Source organism: Serratia sp. Res13-Sevr-LER1-36-b, assembly GCF_015673035.1.
GTDB lineage: Bacteria > Pseudomonadota > Gammaproteobacteria > Enterobacterales > Enterobacteriaceae > Chania > Chania fonticola_C.
On record NZ_JADACK010000019.1, the window covers coordinates 87,237 to 108,744 of the forward strand.

At 54.7% G+C, this 21,508-nt stretch carries 17 protein-coding genes; 7 read left to right on the forward strand and 10 right to left on the reverse strand.

From position 1 onward, the window contains the following. The first annotated feature begins 235 nt into the window (after positions 1 to 235). Entirely contained in the window at positions 236 to 979 is a 744-nt protein-coding gene (locus IMQ33_RS13735) for a hypothetical protein (protein ID WP_196062345.1), read from the forward strand. 96 nt (positions 980 to 1,075) lie between these two features. Here the strand turns inward: IMQ33_RS13735 and tldD are convergent, their stop codons facing one another. The 9 genes from tldD to csrD all read right to left on the reverse strand — a co-directional run bounded on the left by tldD (position 1,076) and on the right by csrD (position 14,425). After that, positions 1,076 to 2,521, reverse strand: a complete 1,446-nt coding sequence (gene tldD / locus IMQ33_RS13740; RefSeq protein WP_065684777.1) for a metalloprotease TldD — start codon at positions 2,519 to 2,521, stop codon at positions 1,076 to 1,078. Positions 2,522 to 2,528: 7 nt separating this feature from the next. After that, a complete protein-coding gene (gene nit1 / locus IMQ33_RS13745) occupies positions 2,529 to 3,386 on the reverse strand; it encodes a deaminated glutathione amidase (protein ID WP_065684778.1) in 858 nt (285 codons plus the stop codon). Continuing rightward, positions 3,383 to 7,189 carry an AsmA2 domain-containing protein YhdP gene (gene yhdP, locus IMQ33_RS13750; RefSeq protein ID WP_196062346.1) on the reverse strand — a complete coding sequence of 1,269 codons (3,807 nt, stop codon included), beginning with the start codon at positions 7,187 to 7,189 and terminating at the stop codon, positions 3,383 to 3,385. The genes nit1 and yhdP overlap by 4 nt, the downstream gene beginning before the upstream one ends. 213 nt (positions 7,190 to 7,402) lie before the next feature. Continuing rightward, positions 7,403 to 8,872: a ribonuclease G gene (gene rng / locus IMQ33_RS13755; protein ID WP_021180761.1), complete on the reverse strand. Its 1,470-nt coding sequence runs from the start codon at positions 8,870 to 8,872 to the stop codon at positions 7,403 to 7,405. Positions 8,873 to 8,958: 86 nt separating this feature from the next. After that, positions 8,959 to 9,543, reverse strand: a complete 585-nt coding sequence (locus IMQ33_RS13760; RefSeq protein ID WP_024483771.1) for a nucleoside triphosphate pyrophosphatase — start codon at positions 9,541 to 9,543, stop codon at positions 8,959 to 8,961. Positions 9,544 to 9,553: 10 nt separating this feature from the next. Beyond that, the gene (gene mreD / locus IMQ33_RS13765) at positions 9,554 to 10,042 is read right to left on the reverse strand and encodes a rod shape-determining protein MreD (protein WP_024483772.1); all 489 of its coding nucleotides are present in this window, start codon (positions 10,040 to 10,042) and stop codon (positions 9,554 to 9,556) included. Further along, the gene (mreC, locus tag IMQ33_RS13770) at positions 10,039 to 11,031 is read right to left on the reverse strand and encodes a rod shape-determining protein MreC (protein ID WP_021180764.1); all 993 of its coding nucleotides are present in this window, start codon (positions 11,029 to 11,031) and stop codon (positions 10,039 to 10,041) included. Before mreC ends, mreD begins: the two co-directional genes overlap by 4 nt. Positions 11,032 to 11,127: 96 nt before the next feature. Further along, the gene (gene mreB / locus IMQ33_RS13775) at positions 11,128 to 12,171 is read right to left on the reverse strand and encodes a rod shape-determining protein MreB (RefSeq protein WP_021180765.1); all 1,044 of its coding nucleotides are present in this window, start codon (positions 12,169 to 12,171) and stop codon (positions 11,128 to 11,130) included. A gap of 322 nt (positions 12,172 to 12,493) precedes the next feature. Then, complete coding sequence (csrD, locus tag IMQ33_RS13780) at positions 12,494 to 14,425, reverse strand: RNase E specificity factor CsrD (protein WP_065684780.1); 1,932 nt, start codon at positions 14,423 to 14,425, stop codon at positions 12,494 to 12,496. Positions 14,426 to 14,720: 295 nt separating this feature from the next. Between csrD and IMQ33_RS13785 the strand changes: the two genes are divergently transcribed. From IMQ33_RS13785 to accC, 6 genes are all read left to right on the forward strand, one after another. Continuing rightward, positions 14,721 to 15,701 carry an MDR family oxidoreductase gene (locus tag IMQ33_RS13785; RefSeq protein ID WP_196062347.1) on the forward strand — a complete coding sequence of 327 codons (981 nt, stop codon included), beginning with the start codon at positions 14,721 to 14,723 and terminating at the stop codon, positions 15,699 to 15,701. 134 nt (positions 15,702 to 15,835) lie between these two features. After that, positions 15,836 to 16,837 carry a protein-methionine-sulfoxide reductase catalytic subunit MsrP gene (msrP, locus tag IMQ33_RS13790; protein ID WP_021180768.1) on the forward strand — a complete coding sequence of 334 codons (1,002 nt, stop codon included), beginning with the start codon at positions 15,836 to 15,838 and terminating at the stop codon, positions 16,835 to 16,837. Next, complete coding sequence (gene msrQ / locus IMQ33_RS13795; protein ID WP_065684783.1) at positions 16,838 to 17,446, forward strand: protein-methionine-sulfoxide reductase heme-binding subunit MsrQ; 609 nt, start codon at positions 16,838 to 16,840, stop codon at positions 17,444 to 17,446. Between the two features lie 276 nt (positions 17,447 to 17,722). Further along, positions 17,723 to 18,175 carry a type II 3-dehydroquinate dehydratase gene (aroQ, locus tag IMQ33_RS13800; RefSeq protein ID WP_024483777.1) on the forward strand — a complete coding sequence of 151 codons (453 nt, stop codon included), beginning with the start codon at positions 17,723 to 17,725 and terminating at the stop codon, positions 18,173 to 18,175. Positions 18,176 to 18,207: 32 nt separating this feature from the next. Further along, on the forward strand, positions 18,208 to 18,672 hold the full coding sequence (accB, locus tag IMQ33_RS13805; protein WP_024483778.1) for an acetyl-CoA carboxylase biotin carboxyl carrier protein: 465 nt from the start codon (positions 18,208 to 18,210) through the stop codon (positions 18,670 to 18,672). 11 nt (positions 18,673 to 18,683) lie between these two features. Further along, on the forward strand, positions 18,684 to 20,033 hold the full coding sequence (gene accC / locus IMQ33_RS13810) for an acetyl-CoA carboxylase biotin carboxylase subunit (RefSeq protein WP_021180772.1): 1,350 nt from the start codon (positions 18,684 to 18,686) through the stop codon (positions 20,031 to 20,033). 61 nt (positions 20,034 to 20,094) lie between these two features. On the opposite strand, the gene gatZ is transcribed toward accC, so the two are convergent. Further along, the gene (gatZ, locus tag IMQ33_RS13815; protein ID WP_161739198.1) at positions 20,095 to 21,372 is read right to left on the reverse strand and encodes a tagatose-bisphosphate aldolase subunit GatZ; all 1,278 of its coding nucleotides are present in this window, start codon (positions 21,370 to 21,372) and stop codon (positions 20,095 to 20,097) included. Between the last annotated feature and the right edge of the window lie 136 nt (positions 21,373 to 21,508).

Consider the following 21,508-nt stretch of genomic DNA (forward strand, 5'->3'; position numbering starts at 1 on the left):
GCTTAACATCTACTTTTCGCTCATAACAAACCAAAGTATTTAAGACGGACAGCAAAGTGCAAGAGGAAGTCAGCAAAGATAATCACTGGGAAGAAACACTTCAAAAATTACACCTACAATTTATCGCAATTTTATTGTAATATAAATTATTATTTTTATATTAGATTCTAAAAGTTCGCATTAAAAATGCATCATCATCAAATAGTTATTTAAATAAGGAAGGAGTGCCAAATAAGTGGAAAAAAAGTATAATAGTTCGTATGTATTGTTTTTAGTTATTTGGTTGCTGATTATCATTACCTTTATGGTAACAAAGTCAGGCCTTATTGCAGCATTCACAATTTTTTATACAGGATTACTTCCATTTATCTACATTGTACTCTGGCTCTCAACATCAGAGGCAGGAAGAAACCTAAGAGATCATGCGAAAAAATGGCATATTGCCATTGGCATTTCGTGGTTTGTATTCGCGTACGTTATTTATGCTCAAAAATGGGCTGCAGAAACCATAAATGAAGTATTTTTTGTAGATGCTAGCAATCTCGCTATTACATATAAATTGCTGGTATTCTTATTTGCTCCATTCGGGATTCTTTACCAGAAGTCGATCTTATCCGGTTTTTGGAACACTCTTATTGTGGTTGCAATGATATGGGGTGGAATTTTCCCTATACTTCTAATACTCCCTATTCCGTTTAAAAAAGTCGTTAAAATCTTAGTTGTGAGTTTTTTGGCTATCGGTTCGTTTTCAGCCTTTATTGGTGTTACATCAAGCCTAGCATTAAACAAAGAACATTTAGTCAAACAATTTGCATTGTGGGCAGATTTTAATAGCTACCACTTATGTTCTGACAATTGGGCAAAAACAACTGAAAGTGTGCTTTTTTTAGGAGGAGATCGTATTTTAGCTTACCAACCGACAAACCCGGAAGGGTTTCAATTTTCAGTAAAAACATGCAACTACGAGAAAAGTTTTTAACAAATCAATCAAATATACACTTTTGGTAGCTGAGTGAAATTTAGCTTTAGCCCCAACCCACTAAGGGTCAGGGCTTGATAGAGTAAACCGCGCTTATTACGCCGTGCCGCCCACGGTCAGTGAATCCAGCTTCAGCGTAGGTTGGCCAACCCCTACCGGCAGGCTCTGCCCTTCTTTACCGCACACGCCTACGCCCTTATCCAGCGCCAGATCGTTACCCACCATCGAAATCTGCTGCATCGCCTCAATACCTGAACCGATCAACGTGGCCCCCTTCACCGGTTTGGTAACGCGGCCATTTTCGATCAGATAGGCTTCAGAGGTGGAGAAGACAAATTTCCCGGAGGTGATATCAACCTGACCACCGCCAAAGTTCGGCGCATACAGGCCATACTCCACGCTGGCGATAATATCTTCCGGCGTCGACTGGCCAGCCAGCATGTAGGTGTTGGTCATGCGCGGCATTGGCAGGTGAGCATAAGACTCGCGGCGGCCGTTGCCGGTAGGCGCTACGCCCATCAGCCGTGCGTTGAGTTTATCCTGCATGTAGCCTTTCAGAATGCCGTTCTCAATCAGCACGTTGTATTGACCCGGCACGCCTTCGTCATCGATCGCAAGCGATCCACGGCGGCCTTGCAAGGTGCCATCATCCACCACGGTGCACAGCTCAGAAGCCACCAACTGCCCCATCTGGCCGCTGAATACCGAAGTGCCACGGCGGTTGAAGTCACCTTCCAGCCCGTGACCGACTGCTTCATGCAGCAATACGCCCGGCCAACCCGCGCCCAGTACCACAGGCATGGTGCCCGCAGGGGCAGCCACGGCAGAGAGGTTGACCAGCGCCATACGCACCGCTTCTTTGGCAAAAGCATCGGCACGTACTTCACCGTCTACCACTTCCAGGAAGTAGTCATAGCCAAAACGGCCACCGCCACCGCTGGCACCGCGCTCACGCTTGCCGTCTTCTTCCACCAGCACGCTGACGGAGAAACGCACCAGCGGGCGAACGTCCGCCGCCAGAGTGCCGTCCGTTGCCGCAACCAGTATCTGTTCATACACACCGGTGATGCTGGCCGTCACTTCCTGCACGCGCTTGTCAGCAGCACGCGCGACCTTGTCTACCCGGTGCAACAGCGCGATCTTCTCTTCCCGCGGCAGGCTTTGCAGTGGATCGAGCAAAGGATACAGCGCCTGATAGCCGATCTCACCCAGCGTATGGACTTTGCCATTGCCGCTGTCACGCACAATGCTGCGAGCAGCCTGAGCGCTTTGGTTCAGAGCGTTCAGGGTGATTTGGTCCGCATAGGCAAAGCCGGTCTTTTCACCGCTGACCGCACGCACGCCAACGCCCTGGTCGATATTGTACGAGCCATCTTTGATGATGCCATCCTCAATCACCCAGGCTTCGTGGTAGCTGGACTGAAAATAGAGATCGGCGTAATCGAGGCGGCGTTCGGCCAGTTGACCCAATACGGAGAACAGGTCTTGATGACTCAGCTTATTCACAGCGAGTAACTGCTCACTGACAAACGACAGGCTCATAATTTTTTCACTCTTTATTGGAGGAGTTTTCAACCGGCGCAATCAGCGTCGGCTGGAATCGGTTGTGCTGCATCACCGGCATCTGTTTGCGGATGGTATGCAACTTGCCGGTATCCACGCGCACTTTCAGCGCGGAAACCGCGTCGGGGTTTTCTGCCAGCACATTGCCCCAGCTGTCTACCACCATGGAATGTCCCCAGGTACGGCGGGTGGCTCCGTGGCGGCCTACCTGCGCGGGAGCCAGGATCACACACTGGTTCTCGATAGCGCGGGCACGCAGCAAAATCTCCCAGTGTGCCTCACCGGTCACGCGGGTAAATGCGGCGGGCACCGAGATCAGTTCCGCACCTTGCGCGCGCAGCGCCTGATACAGGCCAGGGAAGCGCAGGTCGTAGCATATCGTCATGCCCAAGCGGCCAACCGGCGTATCAACCACCGTTAATTGCTGGCCATGCTGATAGGTATCCGACTCGCGATAATGGGCATGGATATCATTGATATCTACGTCGAACATATGCAGTTTGTCGTAACGACCACGGATTTCGCCCTGATCGTCAAACAGCAGGCTGCTGGTGGTGATACGCGTCGGATCTTCGCGGCTGATCAATGGCATAGAGCCAATCAGCAACCATACTCCATAACGGCGAGCCATATCACGCACCGCCTGCTGCAACGGCCCGTGACCTTCCGTTTCCGCATGTTCACGGTAGGCGGCCGAGTTGGCAAACAGTAAGGCGTTCTCCGGAGTCATCACCAGTTTTATCCCGGGATTGAGCTGCTTGATCTGCTGCTCAATCTGGGCCAGGTTGTCCCGTATCTGCTCACCGCTACACAGCTGTAATAACGCAACGTTAGCATTTTTCATGGCGATTTATCCTCTTTTGGCTTACGCAACACCTCATGAATACTTGGGTGGTCCAGGCTGCCGGTAATGTCATAGCGGATAAACGAGATCTTGCTCCACAACGGCCCCAGCACTTTCGAGGCCGCAAACACCGCCGCCCCCACAATCGGGTTGATCACAAACGCGGTCGCCACGCCGACCGTTGCCGAGATCTCTGGCGCTATCACGGCCTGCATATCAATCTGGCGTTTCACCAGGTCGATCTGGCCGCTCATGGCAATATCCGCCGCCAGCCCATCCACCAAAAAGTTATCTGTATGCATTATGCCATCTTTCGCCCAGATAGTGCCGCGTATGGAGTCAAAGTAAAATCCATTACCGAAGGTATCACGGAAGTCGAACTGTAATTTGCGCAGCAGGGCATCAAAGCTGACCAGGCGTAACAACTGCCCAGCCCTGCCACCGCCGACGTTGTCAATCTCGCCTTTGCCCAGATCGACCTTCATGGTGCCATTGAGCGTGTTGATCTGCGGTTTCCATGGCTGCCCATGCCAGTGCAGATCAAAATCGATATCGTAGGGTGCGTCTTTTAATGGAATGATCACGCCGAAGAAACTGGCGGTACGATCGATTTTGCTGCCCAGCAGTTTGCCCTTTAACGCACTCCGCTCTTCCTGAGCGTTCTGTTTCCACAGGCCGGTGGCGCTCATACGGCCATAGCCGGTATCTACCAGACCATGGCTGAGCACTAACGAGTCGCCATCGTGTTTAACGTCGGCTTCAACCGTGCCAAGGTTCTGCCCCATCATCCAGCAGGATTTACAGCGCAACATCAGTGAAGGCCAATCCTGGAACGAGATCCGCTCCTTCGAATCCAACGGGTTGGTTCCGCCAGCACTGCCGTCGCCGCTGGCGAACTGCGGGTTGTAGTAAAGATAGCCAAGATCCGCGCGCCACACGCCCTTATCCGGCATAGACAGGCTACCATCAATCTCTTTACCCTTGGCGGTAACGGTCGTTCCCGCCAACTGCTGCACGACCGCCAGCTGAAGGTTATGCCACGCCTGTCCGCCCAGCGTCAGCTGCGGCGTTTCGAGCGTTACGCTGGTTGGGAACACAAAGTTGCCCACCTTGCCTGCACCACTGCTTTGCTTCATCGCGGGTGCCAATAGCCCCAGCCATTGCTCGCCATCCAGCGCGGGCAAGTTGAGCACCAGGGATTTATCTTTGGGTAACGTTGGCGTAGAGGAACCGCCGGTTTGCCAGGCGGCACGTGCCAGCGTCACCTGCTGTTTGGCCAGCAGCCATTCGCTGTTGAAGTGGTTTTGCTTGCCCGCACTGCCATTGAGCATAAACCCTTGCAGGCCGCCGTTCACTTTTACGCTAACAGGTAACGCTTCCCCTGCGGGTTTATTCAGGGGAGAAGGTAAGTGACTGCTTACTTTTTTCAGATCGGCATTCACACCAATCTCATAGTTCGGCTCGCCTTTATGCGGCAGGTTGATCGCCACCTTACCCTGCCAAGCGGCGCTGCCAGCCAGCTTTTTGGCAAACTCTGGCGGCAGGCCTTCAACCTTGGCCGGTTGCCAATCGCCTTTCAGCCCAACGTTAACCTTATAATCCTGTTTGCCTTCCAGCGTATCGAAGTTGACCGTCAGCGGCTGCCCAAACCAGTTGGCCGTCAGGGTATCGCTCTGCAGGTTGCCGTTGTCGAAGCGGAACTTGCCGCTTACTCTCTCTAGCTGGCTCTCCAGCGGCTTGACCAACAGCGAGTTGTTATTCAGCGTCACTTCACCGCTGGCGTTAACCAACTCACCGTCCAACGGAATATTCAGATGTAAGCGCCCACTTACATTGCCACCCACCTGCAGCTCATCTAATGCCGCCCCGACAGAATCATCCAGTGGGGTCTGCATGAAATAGTCGTGGATAGCTTGCCCGCTGCCCGCAACGTCGGCATCAATCAACAGGCGTTCTTTGCGATAGTCCGGAATGATGGCGCTAATATTGCTACCCGTCGCGTCGCCCAGTTTGGTTTGCGGCGCATTCATCCACAGGCCATTGTTGGCAAAGTCGAGGTCGATCGCCAGATCGTTCAGCGCTGGCCATTCCGGCTGGAACTGGAAGGTCGCGTGGCGTAGTGGGACAAACACCTGAAACTGCCCTTCGTTCTTTTCATACGGGAAGTGCTGCGGATCGCCCGCATAAATCAGGGAAGCATTATCAACCTGCCCACCCTGGATCGCCTCGCTGAGATAATCCACCAAATGTTTACCCATCAGCGGTTCAGGGAAATAACGCCAGGCATCGGCGGCATCATACAAACGGATGCCAGCCAGAATATCCAGCCAAGGCTCGCCGTTGGCCGGTTGCTGATAGCGGAAATCACCGTTAATCCACAGGGATTTGGCCTGAACATCCAGACTTTGGCTTGCCAATTGCCAGCCTTGAGCGTTGTTTTGCCAGGTCAACGCCCCGCTCGCACGGCCGATCTCCAACGGTGCCCGGAACATATCGCCATAAGGCAGCGTGCTGTTGTTCAGCCCCAGCGTCAGGCGGCCATTTTCCACGCCCCCGGTTAATGCGCCAGAAAAGTGATCAACGCCCGGCAGCAGTTTCCAGTGTTGCCAGCTCAGATCCTGCCACCACGCCTGAAAACGGGTTTTTTCCGGCTGTTGCAGCGGGATATCCAGCGCCAGCGCCCTGAGCATGCCGCGAGGTTGTAAGTCTTTCCAGTGCTCCAGCACTTCCGGGCTGAGGAACGAGAAGGTCGGCAGTAACGCTTCCAGCCGTTCCAACTGGATGCCAGTGGCGCGGATACGGAGCTCTTCACTCTGGTTTGGTCCGATAAACTGGGTATTTTCCGGCAACCACAGCGCAGTAAGGGTTCCCGGTGCCCAGGCTTGGCCATCGGTTTTCAGGTTCAGGGCAGGCACATGCACCTGCCAGCCGTTGCCCTCACGGTTCAGTGCCAGCGCCAGATTATCGACGTCCAACCGGTGTTGATCGCCACCGGCCGACCAACTGGCGGTGCCTTTATTAAGCAGGGCATTACCGCTGTAGATTGCACCATTTTTGATATTGAGCCAGGCGGCCAGGCTGAAATCGGCACTTTCGAGACCGGTATTGGTTTGCAGCCAGCGGCTGAACCAGGGCTTCATGTCAATATCATCGGCCTGCATATAGATAGTGCCGGTATTGAGTAACCCCTGCTCATCCCGAAGATCCAGGCGTAACTGTGCCGCACCGTGCTGACCATTCAGGCTGCTCAGGCTGATCTGACCTTCCGCGCGATGGCGGTTATAGCTGTTGAGCCAGGTCATTTGCGGGATGTGGAATTCAGCACGGGAACCGGATGGGGTCAGGAACGAGAGACGGCTGTTGCGCAGATCAAAGTGATCCAACTGATACAGGAACAGATCGCTGACTCCGTTCGGGGTAAGGCCATTGCTGCCTTCCCCCCCGAGCGTCGCGTCAAGATCAAGCTGCAGTTGATAGAAGGTGAGATCGCGGAACTGCCAGCGCCAATGCAGCAGGGATTGCCACACGTCCAGCGCCAGCGTGACGCGCTCGATCTGGATCTTGCTTGTTGGCAGGGCCAAACGGATGTTGCGGGCTTCCAGCGTTGGGCCAAAGGTTTCCCAACTGCCCTGGACAAAGTCGGCCTCGACGGGCACCCCAGCGATCGCCTGCACCTTCTCCAGCAATAGCGGACGATAGTGGTTAAGCTCAGGCAGCACCAGACGCAACCCGCTGATCAGCAACGCCACAACAACAATCAAAATGGCGCCTGTGGCTAACAGGATCCCGGGCAGTCGCCTCACGCATTTCTCCTTAATGACCAAATATATAACCTAACGCTTGTGCCCCTCACCCTAACCCTCTCCCACAGGGAGAGGGGACCGAAAGAGTTCGTTATCAGTTGCAGAAATTTACCTGACCATCACAGATTATTAAGCCACATCAAGAACACCATACTTAACCACGACACCGTACCAGCTCCTTCTCCCCGTGGGAGAGGGTTGGGGTGAGGGGTATTACATCATCACAACGTCAAACTGTTCCTGGCTGTATAACGGTTCGATCTGCACCTTGACCTGTTTGCCAACGAAGATTTCCACTTCCGCCAGCGCGTGTGACTCTTCACTTTTCAGCGCTTCACCCACGGCCGCAGATGCATAGACCAGGAAACGATCGGAATCGTAAGCATGATGCACGCGCACGATCTCACGCATAATCTCATAACAGACGGTTTCCACCGTTTTCACCGTTCCACGCCCTTGGCAGGTCGGGCAGTCGTTACACAGCACATGCTCAATACTTTCACGCGTGCGTTTACGCGTCATCTCCACTAAGCCTAGCTGAGAGAAACCATTGATCGTGGTTTTTACCCGATCTTTACTCAGCGCCAGCTCCAACGAGTGCAATACCCGGCGGCGGTGTTCATCATTGTTCATATCGATGAAATCAATGATGATGATGCCGCCCAGGTTGCGCAGCCGCAGCTGGCGGGCAATGGCCTGCGTCGCTTCGATGTTGGTATTGAAGATGGTCTCATCAAGATTGCGGTGGCCAACAAAGGCCCCGGTGTTGATATCCACGGTGGTCATGGCTTCGGTTTGATCGATGATCAGGTAACCGCCGGACTTCAATTCAACCTTGCGCTCCAGCGCACGCTGGATCTCGTTCTCAACGTCGTACAGATCGAAGATCGGCTGGCTGCCGGTATACAGCTCCAGCTTATTGGTGATATCCGGGATGTACTCGCCGGTAAATTCCACCAGTTGGTCATGCGTCAGGCGTGAATCGACGCGGATACGATCCAGCGCCGCCCCGGCAAAGTCGCGCAGGATACGGTGCGCCAACGCCAGTTCGCCATACAGTTTGTACTTGGTCTGGTTACGCTTTTTGCGCTCCATGACCTTGGTCCACAAGCGCTTGAGGAAGGCGGCATCCTGCGCCAGCTCTTCTTCGCCGATCCCTTCCGCCGCAGTGCGGATGATAAAGCCGCCCAGATCGTCGCAATATCCCGCCACGGCGCGCTTAAGACGCTCGCGTTCGGCTTCGCTTTCAATACGTTGGGAAACCCCCACGTGTGCAGCGCCCGGCATAAAGACCAGGTAGCGCGAAGGTAGCGTGATATCGGTAGTGAGGCGTGCGCCCTTGGTGCCAAGCGGATCTTTCACCACCTGAACCATCAGATCCTGCCCCTGGCGCACCAGTTCGGCGATATCGCGCACGGAGAAATTCTTTTGTTCATCACCGGCAACACACTCGGTGTGCGGCATGATATCGGAGGCGTGCAGAAAGGCCGCTTTATCCAGGCCAATATCGACAAAGGCCGCCTGCATGCCGGGTAACACGCGGCTGACACGCCCTTTGTAGATATTGCCCACGATGCCACGCTTGGCTTCGCGCTCTATATGGATCTCTTGCAGAATGCCGCCGTCAATATAGGCAACCCGCGTTTCCGACGGCGTAATGTTTACCAGTAGCTCAGCTGTCATGCTTTCTCCTCAGAGCCGGTGTAGCGCCTGCCCCTTATCTTTCCTGTGCTCACGCTATGGCGGCGACGGGAAATCTAGTGGTGGCATCAACCGGTTCTTACCTCTCGTAATGCGACAAAATGACTGAGCAGCTCATGTGTTTCGACCAGCGGCAACCCCATCACCGCATGATAACTTCCGGTTATCGTTCTGACGAAACAACCACCCTTGCCTTGAATTCCGTAAGCGCCCGCTTTATCCATCGGTTCGCCCGTGGCGATATAGTCGCAGATATCCTGTGGTGACAGATTGCGGAAGGTCACGTCGGTGACCACCAACTGGCATAAAACGCCCTGTTTATCGGCGATCGCCACGGCGGTCATCACCTGATGCTGTTTCCCGGACAAGGCTGCCAGCATCTGCGCCGCATGCTCTTCATCCCGCGGTTTTTCCAACACCTGGCCGTTCAACACCACGATAGTATCTGCCCCCAGCACGGGCCAATCCTGTTGCGCCAGGGAGACACCCGCCCTGGCCTTATCCTGCGCCAGACGGCGAACGTAATTTTCCGCCGCTTCCCCTTCCTGCCGCTGCTCTTCAGTATGCGTCAGAATGACTTCGAACGGTACGCCGAGCAGAGTCAGCAGTTCATGACGACGGGGAGAACCGGAAGCAAGATAGAGCGAAAACATCGTTATAACCTCATTGTACGGCAAACTGACGGCGGATCTTGCGCATCAGCAGGAATAACCACGGCCAAAGCACGCCGTTGACCACACTACTCCAGAACACCTCGGGGCGGAAAGAGACGTTGATCACCAAAAACTCCGCCCAGAACACCACCACGTCCATAGCCAATGATAGCAGCACGACGATCAGCGCTTGCTGCCACAGAGCCATATTGCGGAATAATTGGAATTTGAACGCGACGAGATAAGCGATGATGCCCATGGCCAGCGCACGCACGCCGAGCGTGGAACCCAGGATCAGATCCATGATCAGCCCCAGGATAAACCCGGTGCCGACGTTAACCCGATGGGGTAACGCCATCACCCAGTAAGTGAGGATCAGCAGCAGCCAGGATGGCCGGAACATGTAGATTTGCTCCGGCCACGGCATGATTTGCAGCACTAATGCCACCAGGAATGACAGCCAGATAATCCAGCGCCCGTTGCTGCGATAGCGATTCATCGGGTTGCCCCCACCGGTGGCGGCTGAACGGTACCGGTAGCGGGAGCGGGCAGCGGAGCCGGTGGGCCCATGGCATCAGCCGGTGGCAATACCTGCGGCATCATCTGCATCAGGCGTTCATTGGCAACGCGGTGAACTTCCTCCGGCGGCAGCGGCATGGTGCCGTTGCGATCGGCGCCCCATAGTAACAACAGATAGCGCAGGCGTTGCAGACCAGCGGTTGGCCGCGCCTGGATCACGGTATAGGCGCGTTGGTTATCCACTTTTACCGAGGACACCACGGCTACCGGATACCCTTCTGGGAAGCGACCGCCCAAACCAGAGGTGACCAGCACATCCCCGACGCGGATATCGGTATTGCCCGGCAGATGTTCCAGTTGCAAGTCATCCGTACAGCCACTGCCTGCGGCAATCACCCGGATATCATTGCGCAATACCTGGATCGGCAACGCATGGGAAGCATCACAGATCAGCAGGACGCGGCTGGTCATTTTAGCCACCGCCACCACCTGCCCGACCACGCCTTTATCACTGATAACCGGCTGGCCTTCATAAACCCCGTTGTCCGACCCTTTATCAATCACTACCTGATCGCTATAGGGGTCTGAACCGGTGGAGATCACCTGAGTGACCATTTTGTGTTCGTCCTGGCGCAACGGCGAGCCTAGCAGCTCACGCAAACGGGCATTTTCCTGTTTGAATTGGCCAAGAAGAAGATTATCGCTGTTTTTGAGTAACAGTTCCTGCCGCAGAGCACGGTTTTCCAGCTCTAGCTGTTGGCGGGTAGCCAGCGTTTCCGATACGCTGTCCAAAACTTTACGCGGCCCATTAGCCAAGAAGTAAAAAGGGCTGACGGCGGTGTCCATGTAGTTTCGTATTTTAACGAACGTACCGAGCCGGCTGTCGGCAACGATCAGTGCAATCGCCACGATCACTGCCAGGAAAAGTCGTAGTTGCAGGGAAGGCCCCCTGCTAAAAATCGGCTTCATAAATTATGCACGTTCCTCGACAACAGAAAGGGGAACGCACCAGATGCCAGGTTAATGCCGCCATCCGCTACGATCCCTCCATTCTGGGGCTGCTCACTATTCTTCGCTGAACAAATCGCCGCCATGCATGTCGATCATTTCCAACGCCTTGCCACCACCGCGAGCCACACAGGTGAGAGGATCTTCAGCCACCACTACCGGGATACCGGTCTCTTCCATCAGCAGGCGATCCAGGTTACGCAGCAATGCGCCACCACCGGTCAGCACCATACCGCGTTCGGAGATGTCGGAAGCCAGTTCCGGCGGGCACTGTTCCAGCGCAACCATGACCGCGCTGACGATGCCGGTCAGAGGTTCCTGCAAAGCTTCGAGAATTTCATTGGAGTTCATGGTGAAGCCACGCGGCACACCTTCTGCCAGGTTACGGCCACGCACTTCAATTTCACGCACTTCGTCATCCGGATAGGCCGAGCCGATACCGTGCTTGATACGTTCTGCGGTAGCTTCACCGATCAGTGAACCGTAGTTACGGCGCACGTAATTAATGATGGCTTCGTCAAAACGGTCGCCGCCGATACGCACGGAAGAGGAGTACACCACGCCGTTAAGCGAGATCACCGCCACTTCAGTGGTACCACCACCGATATCAACCACCATGGAGCCAGTAGCTTCCGATACTGGCAGACCCGCACCGATCGCCGCAGCCATAGGCTCTTCAATCAGGAAGACTTCACGCGCACCTGCACCCTGAGCGGACTCACGGATCGCACGGCGTTCAACCTGGGTGGCACCAACAGGTACGCAAACCAGTACGCGCGGGCTAGGGCGCATAAAGCTGTTGCTGTGAACCTGCTTGATGAAATGCTGCAGCATTTTTTCGGTGACAAAGAAGTCGGCGATCACGCCATCTTTCATTGGGCGAATAGCCGCGATATTGCCAGGCGTACGCCCCAGCATTTGCTTGGCGTCATGACCTACGGCCGCAACGCTCTTGGGTGAGCCGGCACGATCCTGGCGAATGGCAACCACCGACGGTTCATTCAGTACAATGCCTTGTCCTTTAACATAAATCAGGGTATTGGCGGTACCCAAGTCGATGGACAAGTCATTAGAAAACATGCCACGAAATTTCTTAAACATAACGAAAGGATAATCCTGCAAGCTGGGGGCGGAAAATAAAATCCGCCTACTTTACCAACCACACGAAGCAGCGACAAGGCGCAAAAACGTCCTACTTCGGTGAAAATTAGTCTGCGTTATTTGTGACCGAATGCACGGAAAGCGAATGGGGCCTGATATCCCTCAACAAAGGCTCAGCTAGCCACCAAATCAACGTACCAAACGGCAGTAACACAGCTCATAAAATCTAACATTTTTCCTGATTGTCACCGGTGGTAAGCACCTACTGACGCCCACAGGAAAAGACGGGCCATTCTACGTTAATTTTTGCCCGGTCATCAGGTTAAACACGATATCGACGCGAATATTTTTTGCGAGCTATATCGATCGGCTCTGGCGAAGCGAAAAAGTCCCCCTGCCCACCTAGGATCCCGCGCTCTTTCAGAGTCTGCCATTCGTTGCGCGTACGCACGCTGGCGGCAAAAACCTTCGCTTGAGTGCCTTCGCAGGCACCGGTCAGGCTCTGAACGAACAGCTGATTCTCATCCCGCCGGTCAATACTCCTTACCAACCCTGGGTGAAGCTTGACGATCTCCACCGGTAACGACTTGATATAAGAGGTACTCACCACCGTCAACCCAGCCTGAGAAACCGCCAGACGACAGCCCAATCCGGTCAGCAATCGCAGCACCGGACGCAAACGGTCGATATGTTGACACACATCTGCCTCTGCAAGTTCAATCAGAATTCGCCTGCGGTGACTTTTTTCACACTGTAACAGGGTATCGCGCAGCCAACGTTGGAAACTGCGCTGCAATAATGAATCAACGCATAGTGGAAACGCCAGCGTCTCTTCCGGCCACAGTGCCAATAAAGGAATAATCCGATTCATCTGCTGGCGGTCATAGCTTTCCGCCAACCCAAGCTGATTGACCAGCGGCATATATTCGGCAGGCAACAGTTCCTGTGCGCCATCATAAATCCGACTCATGATTTCGCGGTGATGCACATCGCCTTCCACCGTCACCGCCGGTTTTTGATATAAACGAGGGCCGCCACGCGCCAGCACCTGTTCAAGCAGCGTGCGCCATTTAACGCTGCCGCGCCCTTTCTCTGGCACATCGCTATCATAGACGTACCAGCCGTTTTCGCCTTGCAATACGGCGTGGCGGGTCGCCTGTTCGGCGTAATCGATGATTTCTTCCGTGGTCTGCCCGCTGCGGTAAGCCACAATACCAATATGCAAGAACGCCTCACGGTCAATCAGCGCCGTTGAGGGCAAGGAGTCGATCGCGTTGACCAGCTGCGCCGCGATGCCGTCCGCTTCTTTCAGCGTGCGGTGTGGCAGCAGAACGGTAAAATCACTGTGGAAGTAACGGGCCAGTAAGGCGGCAGGATAGCGCATGACAAAAGTGGACAGCAGGTTGACCAACGAATACATCAGCTCCTGCACCGCTGCATTGCCGTGAATTTCACGCAGGGTATCGAAATCCGGCAGGCGCACCATCATGACGATACCGTGTGACCCGACATCTTCCAGTTGAGTCGTGAGCTGGTTATCAAAGAACAGCCGGTTATTGAGGCCGGTTTTGGCATCCTGAGCGGCAAAAGCACGGATCAAGGTATCTACCCGGCTGCGCTCCTCACGTGCTTCGGCCAAATCGGCCAGCAGGCGATCCAACGCGCCGCTGACGCTGGCGGGCCATTCGCGAATGTCTCCCTTCAGCACTTGTTCACGCTCGCCGTTGAGAATGCGCCGCGCCCGGCGCTCAAGGCGATCTTCACCTACTGCCTGTTCACGCAGCCAGCGTAAACTGAACAGCAGGATCACCACCATGATGACAATCGACAGCGTGACCGCCGCCGTGGACTGCAATGAACGCACGTCGCTGGCGAACGGATCGAGGTAGGTGACATTCACCCGGGTGCCGGGATGATGCATCATGTTTAACGAGGTTTGGCGGTAGCCAGCCAGCGATGCCCAAGGGGCTTTGATGGTCGGCAGACTGTAGGAGAAAAGGTTGCTGGTTTCGGTATCGACATGAATCGCAACGATGCCTAGCGGTCGCATCACCAAGGGCAGCCAGTTATCCTGAGCCTGCAGAGGTTGAAGCAGCATTGCCTGATCGATGGAAGTGGCCAGGGCTTCAAAACGGCGCTCTAGGCGCTCCTGGGTCACGTAAAAGAAACTGTATGAACACCCCATCAGCATCAAGAACATAGCCAATGCGACGAGCAGGGTGATTAGAGCAGAGAGTTTGGTTGTAAATCTCATCCCTGTGCCTTCTGCGCGATGATAAAATGAAGAGCCACCTTTTGATGTGCCAAGGCCCCGTTCCTGCTCGATTGAAAACAACGCAATACCCTGATATTAAAAATCATGAAGCGACTTCAATTTCTTTGCCAAGCATCAGGTTAGCTTTACAAAGCTATCAAGCCTAGTCGACGAAGAAAACCATTAAGCACTATTTTTTTGTCCTTTATCAGGACAGGCTTTTTTATTATGCATATAGTCAGACAATACTGAACCATACATTCATATGATATATGAAAAAACGGGGAGCAATGACATGCGCGTATTATTATTGGAGCAAGCTGGCGAAAAAACCCTGGCACAAGTCAAGAATATTGATAGTGACCAGTTGCCAGAAGGAGATGTGACGGTCGACGTCAACTGGTCCAGCCTCAACTATAAAGATGCCCTGGCGATCACCGGCACGGGGAAAATTATTCGTCACTTCCCAATGGTGCCAGGTATCGATTTTGCCGGCCTGGTACACAGCAGCAAAGATCCGCGTTTTAAGCCAGGCCAGAGCGTAGTGCTCACCGGCTGGGGCGTTGGCGAAAATCACTGGGGCGGGTTGGGCGAACAGGCCCGCGTTAGCGGCGAATGGCTGGTACCACTGCCCAAAGGGCTGTGTGAACGCAAAGCGATGATCCTCGGCACCGCCGGTTTTACCGCCATGCTGTGCGTGATGGCACTGGAAGAAGGCGGAGTGAAACCGGAGGACGGCGACGTTCTGGTCACCGGAGCCAGCGGTGGCGTGGGGAGCACGGCGGTTGCCCTACTGTCCGCTCTGGGCTATAGCGTCACCGCCATCAGCGGGCGCGACAGCAATACCGACTATCTGAAATCCCTCGGTGCCAAAACCGTGCTGCCCCGTAGTGAATATATTGAAACACCGCGCCCGCTGGAGAAACAACTGTGGGCCGGCGCCATCGACACCGTCGGCGACAAATTGCTGGCTCGCGTGCTGGCGCAGATGAATTACAACGGCACCGTTGCCGCCTGCGGCCTGGCGGGAGGCTACCAGTTGCCGACTACCGTAATGCCGTTTATCTTGCGTAACGTGCGTCTGCAAGGCGTTGATTCGGTGCTCACGCCGCTGCATCGTCGCCAAACCGCATGGGAACGTCTGGCCGGTATTCTGCCAGAAAGTTTCTATGAACAAGCCACGCAGGAAATTCTGCTGGAAGACGTGCCTGCCGCGGCTACCGCGCTGATGAACAATCAGATCACTGGCCGCACCCTGGTAAAAATCCGTTCATAATCGGTGGGGCGCCGCATCCGGCGCCTGCTTTTTCCCCACAAGAAATTACCTCTCGTTTACCTCTCTTTACATCCACCCTCTCGCAGAAAGTTGGCTTTCACGCCATGCTTACACCATCACTTGCGGAGAAAAAAATGAAACAACAACGAAAACTGACCGAAGCCGATGTCACGCCGGAAAGCGTGTTCTATCAGCGGCGTAAGGTGCTCCAGGCGCTAGGGATCACGGCAGCCTCACTGGCTCTGCCCATCCAGGCGCAGGCCGACTTGCTTTCCTGGTTCAAAGGTAACGATCGACCCCCGGCTCCAGCAGGCAAACCGCTAGACTTCAGCAAGCCCGAAGCCTGGCAAGCCAAGCTGGAGCTGACGCCGGAAGAAAAAGTCATGGGGTACAATAATTTCTACGAATTTGGCCTGGATAAGGCCGATCCCGCGGCCAACGCAGGCTCACTGAAAACGACGGACTGGAAGGTGAAAATCGACGGTGAAGTCGGCAAGCCCATAACGCTGGATATCGACGATTTACTCAAGCGATTCCCGCTGGAGCAACGCATTTATCGCATGCGCTGCGTCGAAGCCTGGTCGATGGTGGTGCCGTGGATTGGCTTTGAGCTGGGCAAACTGCTTAAGCTGGCCGAGCCCAACAGCAACGCGCGCTACGTGGCTTTTCAAACGCTGTACGATCCAGAGCAGATGCCCGGTCAGAAAGATCGCTTTATTGGGGGGGGCCTCAAGTATCCCTATGTCGAAGGTTTGCGCCTTGATGAAGCCATGCATCCACTGGCTCTGTTGACTGTGGGCGTGTATGGCAAGATGCTGCCACCGCAAAACGGTGCTCCGGTGCGCCTGATCACTCCGTGGAAGTACGGCTTCAAAGGCATCAAGTCTATCGTGCAGATCACCCTGACCCGCGAACAACCGCCTACCACCTGGAATCTGTCTGCTCCCAACGAATATGGTTTTTACGCCAACGTGAATCCCCATGTCGATCATCCGCGCTGGTCGCAGGCCACCGAACGCTTTATCGGTTCCGGCGGCATTCTGGATGTGAAACGTCAGCCCACGCTGCTGTTCAACGGTTATGCGGACCAGGTGGCTTCGCTATATCGCGGCCTCGATTTACGGGAGAACTTCTGAGTGCGCTTAACCCCCAAGCAGGTCACCTGGCTAAAAGTTGCCATCTACCTGGCGGCATTCCTGCCCTTTCTGTGGCTGGTGTTGTCAGTCGATCAGGGCTGGTTCAGCGCCGATCCGGCCAAGGATATCCAGCATTTTACCGGCAGGATGACGTTGAAACTGCTGCTGGCAACCCTGCTCGTCACTCCATTGGCCCGCTACGCGCGCCAGCCGCTGCTGATCCGTTGCCGACGCCTGCTGGGTTTGTGGTGTTTTGCCTGGGGAACCCTGCATCTGATAAGCTACTCGACGCTGGAATTGGGGCTGAGCAACATAGGCCTGCTGGGGCGCGAGCTGGTAACCCGCCCCTATCTGACGCTAGGTATCCTCTGCTGGTTGATCTTGCTGGCTCTGGCTGCCACCTCAACGCTATGGGCGCAGCGCAAATTGGGGGCCAAATGGCAGAAGTTGCATAACTTCGTCTACCTGGTGGCGATCCTGGCACCGATCCACTACCTTTGGTCGGTAAAAACGTTGTCACCGCAGCCTTTTATTTACGCGTCGCTGGCGCTGCTGTTGTTAGCTCTGCGTTACAAGAAATTCCGCTCGTGGTGGCGTAAACCGCGCTAAAACCGGCAAGATTGACGGTAAAAATCCCCTGGCGGGGCGCGGAACTTTTCTGTGTTCTACCCCTCATAATCCAATAGCGGCACTGGGTGTTTGTTGATTTAGGGTTGAATATCTTCGCTGATAAGACCAGTATTTAGCTGCGAATTGCCACGATATCGTTATAATGCCCGACCTTGAACCTGTCGCTGCAGCAAAATCTGCGCGTAACAGGTGACAAATCGGTGACATCGGGTTATTTTCTACGATGATGGTTTTATTGCCGGAGATACCAGCACAATGGCGGATAAGTTTCACATTTTGCTTCTGAACGGCCCCAATCTCAATCTGCTGGGGACGCGTGAGCCGGAAAAGTACGGCAGCGCTACGCTGGCAGAGATTGTTAACGGATTGGAAAACCAGGCGCTCGCGCTAGATATCACCCTGAGTCATCTGCAGTCCAACGCCGAGCATGCGCTCATCGATCGCATTCATCAGGCACGCGGCAATACGGATTTTATCCTGATTAACGCTGCCGCATTCACGCACACCAGCGTGGCGTTGCGCGATGCACTGTTGGCAGTACAGATCCCGTTTATCGAGATCCACCTGTCCAACGTGTACGCTCGTGAGCCTTTCCGTCATCACTCCTACCTGTCTGATATTGCGGTAGGCGTGATCTGTGGCCTCGGCGCGGATGGCTACACATTTGCTTTACAGGCAGCGGTTCGCCGTTTGTCAAAAACCCACTAATTGCTACACAAAAAGAGTACGGAATCACACTCATGGATATTCGTAAAATCAAGAAACTGATCGAACTGGTTGAAGAATCAGGCATTTCTGAACTGGAAATCTCTGAAGGCGAAGAGTCGGTTCGCATCAGCCGTGCCGCACCGGTGCAGGCTTACCCAATGATGCAACAGTACGCAATGCCAGCCCAGCAGCAGCAACCTGCTCTGGCCAACGCCGTTGCCCCTGCTGCCGCAGAAACCCCAGCAGCACCAGCGGCCATGAGTGGCCATATCGTTCGTTCACCAATGGTAGGGACCTTCTACCGCACCCCAAGCCCGGACGCGAAAGCCTTCGTGGAAGTGGGCCAGAAAGTGAACGCCGGTGATACTCTGTGCATCGTTGAAGCCATGAAAATGATGAACCAGATTGAAGCGGACAAATCCGGTGTGGTTAAAGCGATCCTGGTAGAAAACGGCCAACCGGTTGAATTTGACGAGCCACTGGTCGTCATCGAATAACGAGGCGCACCATGCTAGATAAAATTGTTATCGCCAACCGTGGCGAGATCGCGCTACGTATCCTGCGCGCTTGTAAAGAACTGGGCATCAAAACCGTTGCCGTTCACTCAAGTGCCGACCGCGATCTGAAACACGTTCTGCTGGCGGATGAGACCGTTTGTATCGGCCCTGCACCGTCAGTTAAAAGCTATCTGAACATCCCGGCCATCATCTCCGCCGCCGAAATTACCGGCGCCGTGGCGATCCACCCGGGTTATGGCTTCTTGTCCGAGAATGCCGACTTTGCCGAGCAGGTAGAGCGCTCTGGCTTTATCTTCATCGGCCCACGCGCCGAAACCATTCGCCTGATGGGTGACAAGGTTTCAGCCATCAGCGCGATGAAAAAAGCCGGCGTACCTTGCGTACCAGGCTCCGACGGCCCGCTGACCGATGACATGGACAAAAACCGTGCCTTCGCCAAGCGCATCGGTTATCCGGTGATCATCAAGGCTTCCGGCGGCGGCGGCGGTCGCGGCATGCGCGTGGTGCGCGGCGACAAAGATCTCGAACAATCCATCTCCATGACCAAAGCGGAAGCCAAAGCGGCTTTCAACAACGACATGGTGTATATGGAGAAGTACCTGGAAAACCCTCGCCACATCGAAATTCAGGTGTTGGCAGACGGCCAGGGCAACGCCATCTATCTGGCTGAACGTGACTGCTCCATGCAGCGCCGCCACCAGAAAGTGGTCGAAGAGGCACCAGCACCGGGGATCACCCCAGAGCTGCGCCGCTACATCGGTGAACGCTGTTCAAAAGCCTGTGTGGAAATCGGCTACCGCGGTGCAGGTACCTTTGAGTTCCTGTATGAAAACGGCGAGTTCTATTTCATTGAAATGAACACCCGTATCCAGGTGGAACACCCGGTTACCGAAATGATCACCGGCGTGGATCTGATCAAAGAGCAGCTGCGTATCGCTGCCGGTCAGCCGCTGTCGATCAAACAGGACGAAGTGAAGGTCCAAGGCCATGCGGTGGAATGCCGTATCAACGCCGAAGACCCGAACACCTTCCTGCCAAGCCCAGGCAAGATCACCCGCTTCCACGCTCCTGGTGGTTTCGGCGTGCGTTGGGAATCTCATATCTACGCTGGCTATACCGTGCCGCCGTACTATGACTCCATGATTGGCAAGCTGATCACCTACGGTGAAAACCGTGACGTGGCGATTGCCCGCATGAAGAATGCCCTGGCTGAGCTGATCATCGATGGCATCAAAACCAACGTTGAACTGCAGCAGAAGATCATGACCGACGAAAACTTCCAGCATGGTGGCACCAACATCCACTATCTGGAGAAGAAGCTGGGTCTGCAGGAAACCTGATTATCGGTTAACGATATTGGGCTAATAAAAAACACCGCATGAGAACTTCTGCGGTGTTTTTTTATTTAATGGGGTGAGGGGTATCGCACCCATAGGCATACGCCCGCAAAACCTCCTGGATCTTGTCGATAATCAGGCTATGTGGGTCACCGGCACACTCGCCAGCCATCAGGCGTGGGAATTGCAGCGGGAAATACTGGCTCAGCATACCCAACGGAATGGCTACTCCGCTCAGGTTTGCCACCAGCTTGTCGATGGCCGCGCTGATGCGCGCTTCAGGCCAGTAATAGCGGATCCGATCGGACAGGCTGTAGTGCAGATCGATCATCGCCTTCGAATGGCGCGGATCGTAATACTTCTTCCAATACTTGGGCTCATCCTGCATCACGCTGTCGATCACTGCCAGCACGTGGCTCTGCTGTTCTGCGGCGATCAGCTCCTTCTCGATCAGCGCCAGGCTGAAGATCGCCTCACGCAGGGCAAAGGTCAGCGCCGGGCCGACTTTCAGGATCGCAAAGTGATCGCGCACCAACTGGCGGAACGCTTTCGGGGTTTGATAATCCGTAGAGTGGGCCTCAAACACCAACGGCGTTGACTCAATCATGGCGGAAAGCTGGCGCGCCTGTTCCGGCTGATAGTGGATCACCGTGGAATGATCGAACTCGACTCCCGGCTGCACCACCAGCCCCACCACTCGCTCCATGGCCTGCTCCAAACCTAAGCGAGCAAACGCCTGCCGATGCGTCTCGATGGTCTCGGCGGCATCCTGTGGCCGCGTGACGTGTACCTGAGCGATAGCGTGGCTTTCCCCACCCGGAACCGGCACTTCCGTACCTATCACGTAGCTCAGCGCCTGCCGCTGCTCTGAGGTGGCAGCCGCTTCCGCCACCGCACATAGCCGCGCCGCACGCTCGGCCACCACCGTTGGCGGTAAAGGAACCGGATCGTCCGCGCAGGACATGGAAGCATCCAGATGAATTTTACTGAACCCAGCCTGAACGTAATCGGCAATCAGGCGTTCGGCTTTCTCCATCGCCAGCCCAGCCGGTTCATCCTGCCAACAGTTCGGCCCAAGATGGTCACCCCCCAATATCAAGCGTGACTGCGGGAAGCCAATCTTGGCGGCAATGGCATACACAAACTCGCGAAAATCCGCCGGTTTCATCCCGGTGTAGCCGCCAAATTGGTTCACCTGGTTGGAGGTGGCCTCAATCAATACCTTACGCTGGCTAGCCAGGTCAAAACGCAACGTGGCCTCAATCACCAACGGATGTGCCGAGCAAACCGAACAGATACCAATATGCTTGCCGCTTTTATGCTGCTGGATAATAGATTTCATGCTTATGGCCTCATTTACCCGTCGCCTTTCAAGTCACAGCGTTGCTACCTGCACTTGCCCACCCCAATCACTTTCTAAAAGAAAGCTCCTGGGGATGAACAAGCTTGTCGCCTAGCTGTGACTTGAAATTCATAGG

Coding starts and splice junctions, on each gene's coding strand:
- mreB (WP_021180765.1), bottom strand. CDS start 12,171: ATGTTTAAGAAATTTCGTGGCATGTTTTCTAATGACTTGTCCATCGAC.
- mreD (WP_024483772.1), bottom strand. CDS start 10,042: ATGAATCGCTATCGCAGCAACGGGCGCTGGATTATCTGGCTGTCATTC.
- accB (WP_024483778.1), top strand. CDS start 18,208: ATGGATATTCGTAAAATCAAGAAACTGATCGAACTGGTTGAAGAATCA.
- csrD (WP_065684780.1), bottom strand. CDS start 14,425: ATGAGATTTACAACCAAACTCTCTGCTCTAATCACCCTGCTCGTCGCA.
- IMQ33_RS13785 (WP_196062347.1), top strand. CDS start 14,721: ATGCGCGTATTATTATTGGAGCAAGCTGGCGAAAAAACCCTGGCACAA.
- gatZ (WP_161739198.1), bottom strand. CDS start 21,372: ATGAAATCTATTATCCAGCAGCATAAAAGCGGCAAGCATATTGGTATC.
- nit1 (WP_065684778.1), bottom strand. CDS start 3,386: ATGAAAAATGCTAACGTTGCGTTATTACAGCTGTGTAGCGGTGAGCAG.
- accC (WP_021180772.1), top strand. CDS start 18,684: ATGCTAGATAAAATTGTTATCGCCAACCGTGGCGAGATCGCGCTACGT.
- IMQ33_RS13760 (WP_024483771.1), bottom strand. CDS start 9,543: ATGTTTTCGCTCTATCTTGCTTCCGGTTCTCCCCGTCGTCATGAACTG.
- tldD (WP_065684777.1), bottom strand. CDS start 2,521: ATGAGCCTGTCGTTTGTCAGTGAGCAGTTACTCGCTGTGAATAAGCTG.
- msrP (WP_021180768.1), top strand. CDS start 15,836: ATGAAACAACAACGAAAACTGACCGAAGCCGATGTCACGCCGGAAAGC.
- aroQ (WP_024483777.1), top strand. CDS start 17,723: ATGGCGGATAAGTTTCACATTTTGCTTCTGAACGGCCCCAATCTCAAT.
- rng (WP_021180761.1), bottom strand. CDS start 8,872: ATGACAGCTGAGCTACTGGTAAACATTACGCCGTCGGAAACGCGGGTT.
- mreC (WP_021180764.1), bottom strand. CDS start 11,031: ATGAAGCCGATTTTTAGCAGGGGGCCTTCCCTGCAACTACGACTTTTC.